The organism is Blastopirellula sp. SH421, from assembly GCF_057808535.1.
This window is the reverse complement of sequence record NZ_CM173712.1, coordinates 5,750,007-5,765,772: the sequence shown is the minus strand read 5'-3', so window position 1 is coordinate 5,765,772 and position 15,766 is coordinate 5,750,007. Positions and strand designations below refer to the sequence as shown.

Sequence of the window (15,766 nt, the reverse complement as noted above, 5' to 3'; positions counted from 1 at the left end):
GACCTTCAATGACAAGGCGCCGCCAAACTGAAACCAGTGCGTCGCACGGCGCGTTTAAAAGTGTGAATAAATTGTAGCAAAACACTAAGACTTTGTCAAGGTGCAATCTTAGTCAACCGACCATGGGCCCGAAGCGGACGACTGTCCCCTTTCGCTCCGCCGAAAGTAGTTTCCCCACCTGATTCACCGCAGAACACCCAGCGACTTTGGGTCGCGAACCTCTCCCGGTCGACTAGCGTTCTAACTTCATCGGCAGCAGCAGCCGGGCGCGGCCATCCATCGCCCCCTACGATTGAAGTCATGACCATTCCCACAGCTTGGAAAATGTCGCGGTCAAACTTTCCCTGCATGGCGATGCGCAAGACGATAAAATAACCGTGCAGCCGGTTCAAAAGTCTTGAGCCTTCTTTCTCTGCGAAGCAGGAGGGAGAACGAGAAGACACTGGCTGTGGGCCAGTGCCACACAGCCTGTGGCTTCAATGGAGGAAGGAACACAATCTGGCGGCATCCAGCAACAGGTGAAGAGATTCACATTTCACCTAAGGGAGACTTGAATGCTCCTGCTGGATCAAGAGACGCGGCTCCACATGCAAGCAAATATAGGCCTAGCAATACTCACAATCGCCCGCGAAACGATTTGAATCAGCCAATTATGCAAGATCCCGACCAGGACAGACGAGTTTCATATTCCCTTGAATCCATAGTCCGGTCGAGCAAATTGATCTTAAATCAATCCAGATTAAGGATAGTTTCGCGATGTCAAAGTCCCCCAGTATCGGCGAACTTCTTTATGGAAAAGCGATCTACGATATCGAATGGTGTCCATTTGACCGGGAGGTCAAAATCGTTTTCGATCAAGGCGAAGACTCCGTAAAAGTTCGGTTAACCGGAGTGCATTTACTCTGTTTTCGCCAGAGCTTACTCGATTCAGGTCGGCGATTCGGGAGCGAATGCCCTTTGTATCTCTTCGAGGTGCCGGAAAAAAGCGAGTTCTTGGAGTCGTTCCTGCATGGAGGCATGAAATTCTCAAGTAGTGTAAGTGTGTTTGACACAATCGGAAACGCCCAGAATGACAAATCATTTTGTAAGCCGCGACACGTTATCATTGTATGTGGCCGTGGTCATCTAGACGCAATTTGTGAAGAGATTTCAATCTGCAGGTAACACCGTCTTTAGGCAAGAGTCTGATATTTAGTTTAGGCCAGTACGGGCGTACTGCTGACGGATACTTGCGACGCTGGCAATAACTAGACCGATTCTCAGGCTTGCTGCGGCCGTACCACGTTCAAGTACGACGCCGACGGCAACCAAGCCGAGATCGAAAGAACCGGTGCCGTTGCCACGTCTTCGTGGCCTTGAATGCGGCCGGCAATTAAGTTGATGTAAATCACCAGAAGACGCGACCAATCGACGAAGATCCGTATTGGCGAATCCCAGAAGTAAAACTCGCGCACCATCATCGTCACGCGAGGCCGTGGCAACGGCACCCAGGCTATCCAATCCTCTTCTCTCGCAGCATTCGCAGATAGATCCGGCGAACGTGGTACAGAATGCCCAGCAGGATCGCCACGCTCAGTGGCGCTAGGCTCCCGACCAATAAGCTAATGATTCTGTCGCCATCGCGAAGTCCATTGTGCGCTAGAATTAAGAACACGAAAACGAGCGGCAACGCCGCGACCCAGAGCAGAATGACGCCTAGCCAGAAGCAAACAAAGCAAAGCAGATCAAACGGGGGCGGTGACGGCAGGACTTCGATTTTTGAGATCAAGACTCCCTGGGCCTTCGCTTGCACTTCGGCCGTCAGTTGATCTGGGGCTTCGACCTTATAGTCGTAATAGAAGTCGAATTTGTCTTTGCCTTGAATGCGAAACTTCATAGCGATCCTGCGGGCGTGACGAATGCCGCTATCGTAGGTTGTCAGAGTCTGAGGGGCAATAAAAAAGTGCATGGCGCCTCGGCTTGGCTTTTATTCGCTCTCGAATTTCTGCGCGAATTTCTCACGCTGGCGCATTTTGAAGTTGCGCTACTTTGAACCGATTGAACGTTTTTGACATTGTTTTTACCCTGTTTTGCGTTCCTCATCCGTGATATCCGCGTTCCATTCTTTCTTTGTCCTCAAATAGCGCAACTTCAGAACTGGCGCAGCGGGTTATTTAGAGAAAGCCCCGGCCGCGCGCAAAAAAACAGAGGCGCCTTGGTGGGGCGTCTCTGTTGTGTTTGCTGGGTGGAGTGAGCGGGGCTAGATTACTTTTCGCTCTTTTAGCAGCGCGATGATCTTGTCGACCGATTCGCTCACTTCTAGTTCGTGCGTCGGCAGTACTAGGTCGGGGTTGGTTGGTGGTTCGAATTCGTAGCTGACGCCGGGGAAGTTAGAGATTTCGCCGGAGTCTGCTTTTTCGTACAGGCCACTATCATCGCGTTGGCGGCAGACCTCGATGGGCGCCGACAAGTGAACGACGACAAAGCGATCGTTGCCGACAACTTCGGCCGCCTTTTGGCGAACATCTTCGTTCGGTGCAGTGAATGCACAGATACAGATCATGCCGGCGCCGTTCATTAGCGCGGCGATTTCGCTGCCGCGACGGAGATTCTCGGAGCGTTCGTCGGCGGTAAAGCCGAGATCTCGGCTGACGCCGCTGCGCAGGTTTTGACCATCCAGCACGACGCAGGCTCGGCCCTGGTCAAACAGGCGGCGTTCGAGGGCGTAGGCGATGGTGGTTTTGCCGGCGCCTGTCAAACCGGTCAGCAGTAGCGTGGTCGGCTGTTGGCCAAACCGGGCTTCACGCTGCTCGGCCGTGACGCTGGCGATTCCTTCGCCTGCGGGACCCGAGATTGGTTCGTCGTCCCAGTGGGCGACTTTCTTTTCTTTGCGGTCGATGATCATGCCGGCGGCGACGGTCCGGTTGGTCATCCGGTCGATCACGATAAACGCGCCGGTCGTCCGATTCTTGGGGTAAGGATCAAACGCGATGGGACGATTCAGGCGGACTTCGCAGCGGCCAATTTCGTTCAAGGCCAGCGTTGGCGCATCTTTGCGGTGCAGCGTATTGACGTCAATCTGGTAACGCAGGGTCGAGATTGTGCCGGGGGTCAGCGTCGTCGTATGTTTCACCAGGTACGACTTGCCGGGAACCATCGGGTCTTCGTCCATCCAAACGACCATCGCATCAAAGCGATCGTCGACCAGCGGTTGATTGCCGGGGCGAACCAGCATGTCACCGCGGCTGACGTCGATTTCGTCTTCGAGCGTGATCGTGACGGCCAGCGGCGGGCAGGCTTCTTCCTGATCGCCGTCCATGGTGACGATCGCTTTGACGCGGCTCGTTTTCTTGGAAGGCAGGGCCATCACTTCTTCGCCGGGGCGAATGGTGCCGGAGGCGATCGTGCCGCAAAAGCCGCGAAAATTGAGATTGGGGCGATTGACCAGCTGGACCGGAAAGCGGAAGTCTTGCAGGTTGCGGTCTGATGCGATGTAGACGTTTTCTAGCAAGTGCATCAGCGTGCTGCCGTCATACCACGGCATGTTCGGACTGGCGGCGACGAGGTTGTCACCCTTGAGCGCCGACAATGGAATGAAGTGGACGTCTTCCGCCGCCATTTTTGCGGCGAACTCGACGTAGTCCGATTTGATCTGCTCGAACTTTTCCTGGCTGAAACCGACCAGGTCCATCTTGTTGATCGCGACGACGATATGCTTGATGCCCAGCAGCGATGTGATAAAGCTGTGCCGTTTGGTCTGCGTCATCACGCCGTGCCGCGCGTCGATCAAGATGATCGCCAGGTCGGCGGTCGACGCGCCGGTCGCCATGTTGCGGGTGTATTGCTCGTGCCCCGGCGTGTCGGCGATGATGAATTTGCGTTTGGCGGTCGAAAAATAGCGATAGGCGACGTCAATCGTGATCCCTTGTTCGCGCTCGTCTTTCAGCCCATCCATTAGCAGGGCTGGGTCGAGCTCGCCGCCGACGGTGCCGTGGGTGGCCGAATCGCGTTCGATCGCCGCGAGTTGGTCCTCGAAGGTCGCTTTGGCTTCGATCAGCAATTTGCCGATCAGCGTACTTTTGCCATCGTCGACGCTGCCGCACGTGATAAAGCGGAGCAACTCTTTTCGCTCGTGCTGAGCAAGATAAGCGTTGATGTCGGTGGCGATCAGGTCGGATTGGTGCGACATGGATGTTGCGTTGGGCTAGTCGACAAATCCGGACGTACGCAAGCGGCAGTCCGGCGAGTGGCGGAGAGATTCACAGCAGGGCGCAAGTGCGCCGAGCCGCGTTAGAAGTAACCTTCGATCTTCTTCTTTTCCATCGAAGCGCCTTGATCCTTGTCGATCGCGCGCCCCTGACGTTCGGAAGTCGTGGTTAACAACATTTCTTGAATGATGTCCGGCAGCGTGGTCGCGGATGATTCGACGGCGCCGGTTAGCGGATAGCAGCCGAGCGTCCGGAACCGGACCATCTTCTCTTCTACTTTTTCGCCGGGCTGCAGTTCTAAACGCTCGTCGTCGACCAAAATCCACATGTCGTTCCGCCAGACTACAGGCCGTTTGGCCGAGTAATAGAGGGGGACAATCGGGATTTGTTCGAGATGAATGTACTGCCAAACGTCGAGCTCGGTCCAGTTCGACAGCGGGAAAACGCGGATGCTTTCCCCTTTGTTGACCCGGGTATTGAAGAGGTTCCAGAGCTCGGGCCGTTGGTTTTTCGGGTCCCAGCGATGATTTTTGTCGCGGAACGAGAAGATCCGCTCTTTGGCGCGCGACTTCTCTTCGTCGCGGCGAGCTCCGCCGAACGCGGCGTCAAACTTGTGTTTGTTCAGCGCTTGCTTCAGACCCTCGGTCTTCATCAGGTCGGTGTGACGAACGCTGTCTTCAAACGGATCGATGCCGACGGCTCGACCTTCTTCGTTGATGTGGACGATCAGATCCAGGCCCAGCTCTTTGCGGGCGTAATCTTCGCGAAATTGGATCATTTCGCGGAATTTCCACGTCGTATCGACGTGCATCAGCGGAAACGGCGGCTTGGCCGGATAGAACGCTTTGAGCGCGAGTTGCACCATCACCGACGAGTCTTTGCCGACGGAGTAGAGCATCACTGGGTTTTCAAACTCAGCGGCGACCTCACGTAAAACGTGAATACTTTCCGCTTCCAACTGTCGTAAGTGAGTTATGTTGTAGCCCGACATACCCTCGATTGCTCGTAAGACGCTAGAATCGTCACAAAGAGAACGATCGTAAATAGTTACGAATTCCGGATTATAGCGCCAGTCCGCTATCCGAACAATGCCGTTGGTCGCCGGAGATTGGCCGCAGATTACTTAAATGCGGGGGATCAACGCAGTTGCGTCGCTTTTTGCGCTCTTAACTTCGCGAGTTGATCAAGCTGATCAGCGAGTTCACGGCACTTTTGGGCCGCTGCTTGCAACTGCTCGGCTTCTTTCGCTGAAATGTCAGCTTTGCGAACTGCCAACGAATCTGTGACGGCGGGCGAGGAGAGTGACTTCAGGTCGGACTCGGCGAGCGAGAGGAACCGAACTGCTCTTTCGAGGGAGGGCGGGGTTGTGCTTAAATAAAAGCTGCTAGCAGGGGAGCATGCGTCGGCTAGATCGGATTCGACCGCTGACTTCTCGGCAGCTGCCTGGTCAGCGGCAGGAGCCATAGTTGGAAGTTCGTCACTGAACATTTTCGACGCGATCCGAAACTCTGGCCCCAGGGCGGCGCGGATCTTTTCGATATCTCTCCGCTCTTCTTCCGATGGCTGGACAGCGGCGTCCACCGCAGTTGTAGAGAGAGGTTCTTCCGCCGTGGATGCGGTCCACAGCAAAGCGAGAAAGAGGAGCGAGCTAGCAACTGATGGGACGCGCATGACGGATCCTTCCGTGAAATGTGAGCGATTTCTCCGATTCTACGCGCAGCTTGCGGATGGCAAAAGGTCGATTGCTGTTGAAGTTGCGGGCTTCCCTGCCTCACTGCTCGCTACCGAGTGGCGGCCAGCGTGGAGGTTGCGCTTTGCCCCACTTTGTTGGCCAGGATAAAGCCGGGCAATTGACGATTCGGTTGATAAAAGACCGACTTGCAGTGGTGCTGTGGCTGGAACTTTGGTCCCAGGTCGATCAATGATTCGGACGATCCAACAAACAAATAGCCGTTATCCGTCACTTGGTTCGCGAGGTTCAAGTAAGTGCGACGTCGGTCCTCGGCATTGAAATAAATGATCGCATTGCGGCAAAAAACGATATCGAATCGCCCTAGATGGGTGAAGCTTTGCAGCAAATTGACCTTCTCGAACGAGACCAGCGCGCGAACTTCGTCTTTGATGCGGTGCCCGCCATCTTGCGGCGTGAAGTATTTGTGGAGGTACCGCGGTTCAAGCCCGCGTGACGTTTCTAACGGCGGATACAGCCCGCGGCTGGCGCGCTCAATCGCGTCGTCAGAAATGTCGGTAGCGAGGATCGAGATATTCCAGTTGCGATAATCGGGCAACGTTTCCATCAGCGTCATCGCGATGCTATACGGCTCTTGTCCGGTGCTGCAAGCGGCTGACCAGATGCGGATTCGCTTGTCGTAGGGGGACTTTGACTTTTCGTCGGCGAGTTCTGGGATCGCTTTGAACATCAATGCTTCGAAGGGGGATTTGTCGCGAAAGAAGAGGGTCTCACGCGTTGTGATCGCATTGACCACATCTTTTTTTAGCTCGGCGCCAGAGGTGCGAGCGCGAGCGGCGAAGTCCACATAGTTGGCGCACCCTTCGCGTTTGACGAGTTCGGCTAAGCGACTCTCGATCAAATAGTCTTTGGAGCTATCCAGAGCGATTCCGCACAGGTCGTAAACAAGTCCGCAAATCGCGTCAATATCTTGAGGCGTCATGTTCCTAACTCCGGCTCCGTTTGACGCAATTGACGATTTCACGTCCGACGTCGTTGAGTGGACAAATCAGATCGGCCAAATCGGCCTCGACGATGCTCCGCGGCATCCCGTAAACAACCGAGCTTTCTTCATTTTGGGCGATGATATTCGCCCCGTGACGCTTTAACAATTTGCAGCCAATTGTGCCGTCGTCGCCCATGCCGGTCATGATTACGCCCAGCGTAGAACCGCCATAGACGTTTGCGACTGAGCGAAACAGGTAATCGACCGACGGTCGGCAATTTCGTTCGTGGGGATCTTCATTGATGCGAATTCGCGTTTGCGCGCCGTCTCGTTCCACCTTCATCTGGCGAGCGCCAGGCGCGATGTAGATCTTGCCAGCGCGAACTTCGTCACCATCGGCCGCTTCCACCACTTCGGTCTGGCAGCGGCGATTGAGATCGTCGGCTAACGATTTGGTGAAAATTGGCGGCATATGTTGAACGACGAAAATGGGAACCGGAAAATCTTGGGGGATGACTGGCAACTGCGAGGTGAGCGCTGGCGGGCCACCGGTTGAAATGCCAATTGCGACGGCGTCGATCGGAAATCGAAACGACAAGTCGCGCGCGGTTTTTAGCGACGAGGGATGCGGCGGCTTCGGCGGTTCGCTTGGTTTGGACGAAAATTCGGATTGACTCAACGCCGCTCCGGCGGTGACCAATTTGGGCGTCCGTACGACGCGCCGCAAATAAGTGTCGACGCTTTGCCGCAGCAATTCGGTCAATGTAGCCGTGCTGGCTTCCACGTTGAGGCCGGTCGGCTTGAGAACAAAGTCAAATGCGCCTAGCTGCAGCGCCGCCATCGTCGCTTTGGCGCCAGCTCCAGTCAGCGCGCTCAACATGATCACGCCGGGTGGATTGGGGAAGCGCTTCATCTGTTGGAGCACGCCGAGACCGTCGATCGTGGGCATTTCGACATCGAGCGTGAGCAAGTCGGGGCGCAGGTATTCGATCTTGTCGAGCGCGATTTTTCCATCGGCTGCGACGCCAACGACTTCTACCTGGGGGATTTGCGCTAGGATGTCTCGAACTAACTTGCGGTACAGCGCTGAGTCGTCGACAACGAGGACGCGAATCCGATCTTCATCACTCATGAATTGCTGCTCCGCTCCTCCTGGCCGCCGAGACGGTGCAGACCGCAGGCCGCGGTCCGCACGTGTGTGGCGTTAATTGGCTAGTGCTGCGTACTCGCTGGTTTCGTGCAGCATTTCATCAATATTCAGCAAGACGACGATGTCCGCTTCACGTTGATGAACGCCGACAAAATAGCGCCCTTCGATCCCTTTGAGATTCGCCGGCGGAGCCGAGACGTCGTCAGCCGTTAGCGTCAAAATGTCAGACACTTTGTCGACGACCAGACCGACCGCTTCGCCTTGCGAGTTGATGATCAGGTTGCGGCTCTCGCGCGACTCTGCGACCGGGTCAAGTTTCAGGATTTGGCGTGGGTCGACGACGGTGACAACTTCGCCACGCAAGTTGACGACGCCGCAGACATGCGGCGGCGCTTGCGGCGCCGGCGTGCATTCTAATTGGCGGTTGATCTCTTGGACGCATCCAATCGGAATCGCCATCAGCAACTCGCCCAGGTAAAACGTGACGAACTGCTGTTCTCCGTCGATGATGCTTTTCTTTTCGTTCTTGGTCATGATTAGACTCCTGCGGTTGACAGTTCTCGAGTAACACCCCCACGCATCGCCTGGCGGCGAAGCGTTTCTACGTCGGTCCGCGTCAAGCGAGCCACCGATGACAACAAGCGTTCGCGATCCATCTTGATTTGATAGTCACTGATCCCTGCCGCTTCCCCTTCGTTACGATGTTCGTCGGAAGCGAGTGAGGTCAAAGCGATGATCGGAATTTCTTTCCATTTGTCCGAGGCACGGACCTTGCGTGAAAGTTCAAATCCATTCATGCGCGGCATTTCGATGTCTGTCACGATCAGGTCGTAGGCGAATTCGCCGCGGAGCAGCGTTTCCCAGGCGATTTGGCCATCTTCGGCGTCAATCACTTGGAAGCCGGCTTCTTCGAGGAAGCCCTTGACCTGGCGACGGAAGAAGTCAGAGTCTTCGGCCAGCAAGACGATCGGATCGTGCGAACGAGTTTCGGCGGCGACCTTGTGATGTTCGAACCACTCGGGACGATGCTTCTCGACGATCTTGAAGACGTCCAGCAAGCGAATCGTCTGATTGTCGAGCACAAATGAGCCGCAGACGCCTGTCTCGCGGAAAGTTGTCGCGTCGATGTTCATCGCGACATTTTGGATATCTTTCAACTGCGGCGCGATCAAGCCAACTTCGTAGCCATTGATCTCGAAGATCACGACAAAGACGCTTTCGAGATCTGCGGGAGCAGGGCGCGCGTTGATGTTGTTCTCCAAACGCATCACCGGCAGTGAAGTTCCGCGATATTGCAGCACTTCTAAGCCGCCGACCGTATCGATCTGATCGGCTCGAATGCGTTCGACGCGAAGCACGACTCCCATCGGGATCGCGAAGTTCTCTTGGGGATGATTGGTGAACATGAGCAGCGATTGCGATTCTTCGGCGGCGTGCAATTCTTCCTGAATTCGTTTCGCTTCAAGGTCGCTTTGATCGGTCAAGTCGAGTTTCGCTTCGGCCCCGATGCCTGAAACGTCCAAGATCAACGCGATGTGCCCATCCCCTAGGATTGTGGCGCCCGAGAGACACTTGCAGCTGCGCAGATGACGTCCTAAGGGCTTCACAACGATTTCTTCAGAATCGTGAAGACAATCGACCGCGAGTCCGTAGCGAGCGCGGCCTGTCTCGACGACGATGATGCTGCTGGTCGTTGTCGCCGCTTCCTTGTTCTGTAGTTGCAGGATTTGCTGCATGCGGACGATCGGCAACAGCGAGCCGCGCAGGCGGAGCATTTCGGCGCCTTTAACGCGGGTCAAACGTTGTTCGTCGTCGGCTCGAATACGAACCAGCTCTGAGATGTTGGCTTGCGGAATGGCGTAGCGATTTCCGCAGGTTTCGACAATCAACGATGGGATGATCGCCAAAGTTAATGGCAACGTGATCAAGATGCTGGTTCCGCTACCGACCTTTGAATCGACGTCGACGGTTCCGCCTAGTTTCTCGATGTTGCTGCGAACCACGTCCATGCCGACGCCGCGTCCGCTGACGTCGGTGAGCTTTTCCGCCGTCGAAAATCCTGCGTGGAAGATCAAGCGAACCGCATCGCGATCGCTCATCTGATCCGCTTGGTCTTGCGTGATCACCCCTTTGATGACCGCTTTTTCTTTCAAGATTATCGGGTTGATGCCTTGGCCGTCATCTTCGATCTCGATCCGGACTTTGCCGGCCTGATGGTAGGCGCGGAGATTGATTTGCCCGGTCGGGCTCTTGCCGGCGGCGACCCGTTTTTCAGGCGTTTCTAGACCATGATCCATCGAGTTGCGGATCAAGTGGGTCATCGGATCGCCGATCGCTTCAATGATCGACTTGTCGACTTCGACTTCCTTGCCGTCGATATGCAGATTACTTTCTTTGCCCAACTTAGCTCCTAGATCGCGAACGACCCGGATGAAGCGATTGAAAACCGAACCGATTGGCTGCATGCGTGTTTGCATGACGGCGTCTTGCAGTTCGCTGGTAACTTGGTCAAGACCTGAAGCGACCGCTTCGAGCCCGGAGTCATTCTTGCACGAGATTGCCTGAATGACCTGGTTGCGGCAAAGCACGAGCTCGCCGGTCAGGTTCATCAAACGATCGAGCACGCTCACCGGAACGCGAATGTTCGCTTCGACGCTGGCCGCGGCCTCGGGGCGATTTTCTTCGCCAGCACTTTTGGGGGCTTGCGCGGCGACTTCTACCGGCGCGGAGACGGTGGGTGTTTCGCTGGCCGGAGGCGGAGATTCAATCTCGCTTGCCGGCGCCGCTGCGCTAACCGCGACGGGCGTCACTTCTTGAGCCGGAGCCGGAGTCGGAGCCGTTGGCGCGACGCCTGCGGCAATTTCGTCAAGCTGAGTGACGAAATTGGCGATCTGCATCGACTCGGAGTTGTCGATATTATTGATCATCGATCGCAGTTGATCCGACGCACGTAGCATGACGTCGATCATCGGCGAATTTGGAATGAGTTCTTTGTTGCGCAGCTTGTTTAGTACGTTCTCAAGGCTGTGCGACAAGTCATTGATGTTGCGCAGTCCCAAAAATCCAGCAGCTCCTTTGATGGAGTGAATCGCGCGAAAGACCGTATTCACCAGGTCGACGTCGATGTTGGCGCCGGCTGCTTCGATGGCAAGCAGTTGCGATTCGACATTTGCGAGATGCTCGTTCGCTTCGATCACAAATTCGGCAACTAGTTCATTGTCTTCGTACATCATTTTCGTTTGCTCCTGAACCGTCTGGACTAGGACGTTGCCGTGGCTGGGTGGTGAAGGTCGGCCGTCTCTGGCAACAGAATCGGCCCTTGGGAATACGTTTCGATATCGCGCAAGTAATCCGCCAAATAGCGATTTAGATTAGCCGGAGTCATTGCTCCGACCGTGAATATCGCTTCTTGCCGGGTAGTGGAAAAATGCTGTTGAGTGTCAAGCAATTCTTGAACCTGTTCGCTGGTCAGCAAGCCAAGTTCAATCGCAGTTTCTCCAAACAAAGCCATGGTGTCGGCTTGACGTTCGAGAATGTGCATCAGTTCTGCGACCCCTAGCATCCGATTTTGTAGGGCGATCTGGCCGATTGGTTTGACCGACCGGGAGTACGCAGTGCGGGCTGCCTGAAGTTGTATTGGCGACATCGCGCCGCGAGAAACGAGGTAATCCTCGAAACTGCTCCACTCAAACGTGGCCGGCAATTGCCCGACCAGCGAGTGAGAGCCAGAATCACTGAAGGTAGATTCGGATTTCAATTCTGAAGCTTGCTTCAGCGTTCGGACTTGATGCACGGCGTGGGACGCGGCGCTACGCCAGTGGTTGATACGGTAGAAGGAAGCTTCGAGTGCTTCGATCATCGGATTCAAATCGACGGCCGGCTTAAACAGGCAGTACTCCGCCCCATAGCTCAGCGCCTCAAGCACCAAATTCATTTTCAGGTTGCTGGTCAACATGATGACCGCAACGCCGATATCGAATTGTTTGATTTGTTGCAGCACCTCGATACCGCTTAGCAGCGGCATTTCGATGTCAAGAATGACCACGCGATATCCGCCGTTGACTAGCGCGCCGCGCCAGCAGGCCGGGTCATTCAATTCATCGACAACGTAGCCATGCTGGGCAAGGCGTACCTGCATTATCCCGGTGACTGCCGGATCATCGTCAATATGAAGGATGCGGTGTTTTTTGTTCATGCCGATTCTGCCCCAGATGAATAAATTCACCTATTTCTCGGATCTCAAAGCTCGGCAAATATAGATCCCGGTTTGTAACTTGCAACGCGAACGAATGCAGGGGAATCTGCGCAAATAGAGATGGTCGTTTCGATTGCTACGACCAGGAGGGTCACGCATGCGACCCAAGAAAGTTAAAGTTCGCGGAACTCCGCGAATATTACGGAATTCGGCGCAGCAATAGCATTCGAATCTCGGGCCCTTGATGAGAGCTTAATTCGGGAGCAGAGAGAGTCAGCTCTCCCGCTGCTTGAGGCAGCTGAATGACTCCCAAAGAGAGCGGAGCGAAGTCTTTTACCGGGGATTCGCTGCCGCGCGACGCCCGATCCAGCTCTGGACCATAGGCAGGCGGATCATGCGGACTGGTGATCTCGCGCTGCGTCGATTGATCGGCGAAGCTCAACTGAAGTTTGGTTCCGACCACGCTTTGGGGGGCTGCATAGTAGACAATCGGCTCGTATTGGCCGGCTTGACCGATTTCAATATCCCAAGTGATTTTATCATTCGCACTCTTCCATCCGGTGAAATACGAACAATTGGGCGCCGGCGCGCTACGGCGAATATTTCCGTGCGGGTTCCCGTCTCTGGCTGGTAACTGCGTGAGATCCGCATAGCCGACCGTAAACGGACGGTCCTGGGCTTGCATTTGCGTGGCAATTTCGCGGCGGAACTGGTCGGCGGCTTGAGTTAGTTCCCTCACGAGATCCGGGTATTGCGCCGCAACATTTTTTTGTTGCCCAACGTCCTTGGCGATCTCGTAAAGATGCCCAGCTGCATCCAGCCGGAATCGCTGAGAGCGCACGCTGACCTGTTTCCATTTGTTGATTTGGATCGAAAAGAGCAGACGTTCTGGCAACGCTGACTGTTGTCCCAACAGCACCGGTGCAAGACTGCGGCCATCCAGCGGCTTTTGGGGTTGAAATTGGATGTCTGCCAGGCTGGCCAACGTGGGGCCCAGATCGACCGCGCCGGCGAGCTGCTCGAGCTTGACACCGGCGGGGATGTGACCGGGCCAGCGAATAAAGAGGGGAGAGCGAACGCCTCCCTCATCGATCGAACCCTTACGTCCCTTCATGCCGCCGTTCCAACGCCAGCTATTGGGACCGTTGTCGGAGAAGTAGATCACGATGGTGTCATCGGCAAGTTTCAGTTGGTCAAGCTTTTTCAGCACGCGGCCGACGTTCCAGTCGATGTTCTCGCACATCGCCAACGCGGCGCGGGTCATCGCCAGGTCTTCCTTCTGGGGATCACGATTTCGCATTTCGACGTCGACATCGGCGAATTTGTTGTAAAACCGGTCGGGAACTTGCATCGGCGAATGTGGCGTATTGAACGGCACGTAACATAAAAACGGCTTGTCCCGATTTTGCTCGATAAACGCAATCGCTCGATCGGTTAGATCGTCCACGATAAAGCCCTCGCCGCGAATCAAATTGTTATTGTGCTCGAGCCAGGGATCAAAATAGTTGCCCCAATGTCCGGAGCAAAACCCGCAGAATTCGTCAAAGCCGCGCGCGTTAGGATGGTAGGGAAACTGCGTGCCGTTGTGCCATTTGCCGAATGCGGCGGTCGCGTAACCGGCGTTTCGAAATGCTTCCACAAAGGTTTGTTCATCCAAGTTCAGCCGTTCCCGGCCGGTCGATACGCCGCGGACCCCGCCGCGAGCATGAAATCGCGCCGTCAAGAACTCGGCACGTGTGGGAGCGCACAAACTGCAGACGTAGAACCAGTCGAACGAGGCTCCTTGCTGGGCGATCTCGTCAATGTGGGGAGTCGCTAGATTTTGATTGCCTTGAAAGCTCAGATCTCCCCAGCCTTGGTCGTCGGCTAAAAAGATGACGACGTTTGGACGCCGCTCGGCGTAGCTCCACGAAGTAAACGTCAGCAAGAGGGCCAACGTCGCAAAGATCAGGCGTGCATTCATCAGGCGTCAATCCAAAGGGGCGGTGGGCGGACACGCTTAGTTTAACCCGAATCGCACGCCGATGCACGCTGCGCTAGTGGATGTAGTCGGCTAGCGACGCACGATCTTTAAACGCATTAGTGATCGGGCGATCAGCGATGTACTTGTGAATCGTCATCCAGGCGAATTCCTGCTTATCAGGATTGGCCGGATCTGGCTCTGGCAGCGCAACTCCGTCTGCTTCGACATAGGCGGTGCGAATTACCGGCACGCGTTGGCTAGCTTTGGGCGCCAAGTCATAGTCAGTTCCTTGAGTTTGCAGCAACCATGTGTTTTCGCGAAATCCGCTCAGCAGTCGTGCTTTGGCGCCTTGGATTTGACGATCGCGGTCGGCTTGGCTTAAGCCTTCTGTCTGCGCGATGGCTTCTAACAGCTTTTGCGTTTCGGAAACATCAAAACTGACCCAGCCGTAAGGAGGCAAGTATGTTTCGAGCTTGCAGTGCGATGGCGAATTCTTCGGAAAAAGAGAAATCCCATAGGTGACGCGCGTCGGATAGCCTAGCGCTCTTCCTAGCGAGGCGCAAAATCCATGGTAGTCGCTACAGTGGCCATGGTGATTGGTCAACGCATGCAGCGAGCTGGCTTGCAGAGAAGCGTCGACATGATCGTACTTGAAATCGCGAATCACGTAGTCCATGACCGAACCCATGTTCACTAAGGGATTGCCTGGCTCTGGAACCAGCTGGGCGGCGAGTTCGCTGAATTGTTGATTCACAACAACCGCTTGAGTTTCACCAGCGCGATAGGGAGCAAAGGCAGTTGGCCAGGAAGCCACAGAGCGAATCCGTGAAGGCTCAAGCTTCCAGTCCAACTGCCAGACCTTTACTTGGAAGCGATGCCGAATAATCTGCGCGCCCTGGGGATCGTCAAATTCAAAGTAGGCGAATTGATTGCCATATTTCGCTTCGACATGCATGGTCGGCGTGACCTGTAGTGGAAACGTAGTCCAATCGCTTTGCTGAACTTCTTGTCCATGATTGGAGGGGGGAACCGGAACCCAGACTTTCAACTTGTGCGTGTGGTAGGGAGGCGTGACGACAATCGAGAAATCGACCTCGAATTGAACCGGTTGGCTCCGCTCGGCTTGGTAGGTTTGAGAGGGATCCAAGTCCGCAGCCGCAGCCGTTGGAGTTTGGGCCGCGACGGTAGAAACTGTGAAGAAGCAGAGAGCAAAAGTTCGCAAAAATTGCCGCATGCGGTAGGGCTCTGAATAGTGGCCGGATAAAGAAACGCTCAAACGATTATTGTAATCTTTGTGTGAACGTACTTCAAATCACCAAAGTTCGCAGGGAAGCGGCTGCCCTGTTCGGAGTATGCCAGCGGCCTCTTTTTGAAAAATGCGTGAGAATTGGCCTTGCGTCGTACGCCGGATCGCCGGTATTTACCTGCGGTGAACTTTGGGAGTCAGATTTCGATCCCCAAAATTTTCTAGCAACTTCGTCGACAACTGCGCGGGAATTTTCCTGAATGCGCAGAAGTTGAGCTTGACGTAGTTTGTGAGAATCCGTATTTAACCCCACCGCTACCTAAGGCCCGTACGGAGACGTTCCGTCGGTC

Annotated in this window: 11 protein-coding genes; all 11 read right to left on the bottom strand. The window is 55.1% G+C overall.

Translation table 11 applies throughout. The features are described 5' to 3' along the window. Positions 1-1,492: 1,492 nt before the first annotated feature. Positions 1,493-1,876 carry a hypothetical protein gene (locus SH421x_RS23265; protein WP_488852412.1) on the bottom strand — a complete coding sequence of 128 codons (384 nt, stop codon included), beginning with the start codon at positions 1,874-1,876 and terminating at the stop codon, positions 1,493-1,495. 363 nt (positions 1,877-2,239) lie between these two features. Next, positions 2,240-4,168: a sulfate adenylyltransferase subunit CysN gene (gene cysN, locus SH421x_RS23260; protein ID WP_488852411.1), complete on the bottom strand. Its 1,929-nt coding sequence runs from the start codon at positions 4,166-4,168 to the stop codon at positions 2,240-2,242. Between the two features lie 101 nt (positions 4,169-4,269). Continuing rightward, positions 4,270-5,178: a sulfate adenylyltransferase subunit CysD gene (cysD, locus tag SH421x_RS23255; RefSeq protein WP_488852409.1), complete on the bottom strand. Its 909-nt coding sequence runs from the start codon at positions 5,176-5,178 to the stop codon at positions 4,270-4,272. 146 nt (positions 5,179-5,324) lie between these two features. Beyond that, positions 5,325-5,858 carry a hypothetical protein gene (locus SH421x_RS23250; RefSeq protein ID WP_488852408.1) on the bottom strand — a complete coding sequence of 178 codons (534 nt, stop codon included), beginning with the start codon at positions 5,856-5,858 and terminating at the stop codon, positions 5,325-5,327. A 110-nt stretch (positions 5,859-5,968) separates the two neighbouring features. Then, the gene (locus SH421x_RS23245; protein WP_488852407.1) at positions 5,969-6,859 is read right to left on the bottom strand and encodes a CheR family methyltransferase; all 891 of its coding nucleotides are present in this window, start codon (positions 6,857-6,859) and stop codon (positions 5,969-5,971) included. A 4-nt stretch (positions 6,860-6,863) separates the two neighbouring features. Then, a complete protein-coding gene (locus tag SH421x_RS23240; protein WP_488852406.1) occupies positions 6,864-7,994 on the bottom strand; it encodes a protein-glutamate methylesterase/protein-glutamine glutaminase in 1,131 nt (376 codons plus the stop codon). 72 nt (positions 7,995-8,066) lie between these two features. Continuing rightward, entirely contained in the window at positions 8,067-8,546 is a 480-nt protein-coding gene (locus tag SH421x_RS23235) for a chemotaxis protein CheW (RefSeq protein WP_488852405.1), read from the bottom strand. A 2-nt stretch (positions 8,547-8,548) separates the two neighbouring features. Next, positions 8,549-11,245 (bottom strand): hybrid sensor histidine kinase/response regulator, encoded by a 2,697-nt coding sequence (locus SH421x_RS23230; RefSeq protein ID WP_488852404.1) that lies wholly within the window; start codon positions 11,243-11,245, stop codon positions 8,549-8,551. A gap of 26 nt (positions 11,246-11,271) precedes the next feature. After that, the gene (locus tag SH421x_RS23225; protein ID WP_488852403.1) at positions 11,272-12,207 is read right to left on the bottom strand and encodes a response regulator; all 936 of its coding nucleotides are present in this window, start codon (positions 12,205-12,207) and stop codon (positions 11,272-11,274) included. A 199-nt stretch (positions 12,208-12,406) separates the two neighbouring features. Further along, positions 12,407-14,170, bottom strand: a complete 1,764-nt coding sequence (locus SH421x_RS23220; protein ID WP_488852402.1) for an arylsulfatase — start codon at positions 14,168-14,170, stop codon at positions 12,407-12,409. 73 nt (positions 14,171-14,243) lie between these two features. Then, positions 14,244-15,317: a transglutaminase-like domain-containing protein gene (locus SH421x_RS23215; protein WP_488852401.1), complete on the bottom strand. Its 1,074-nt coding sequence runs from the start codon at positions 15,315-15,317 to the stop codon at positions 14,244-14,246. Between the last annotated feature and the right edge of the window lie 449 nt (positions 15,318-15,766).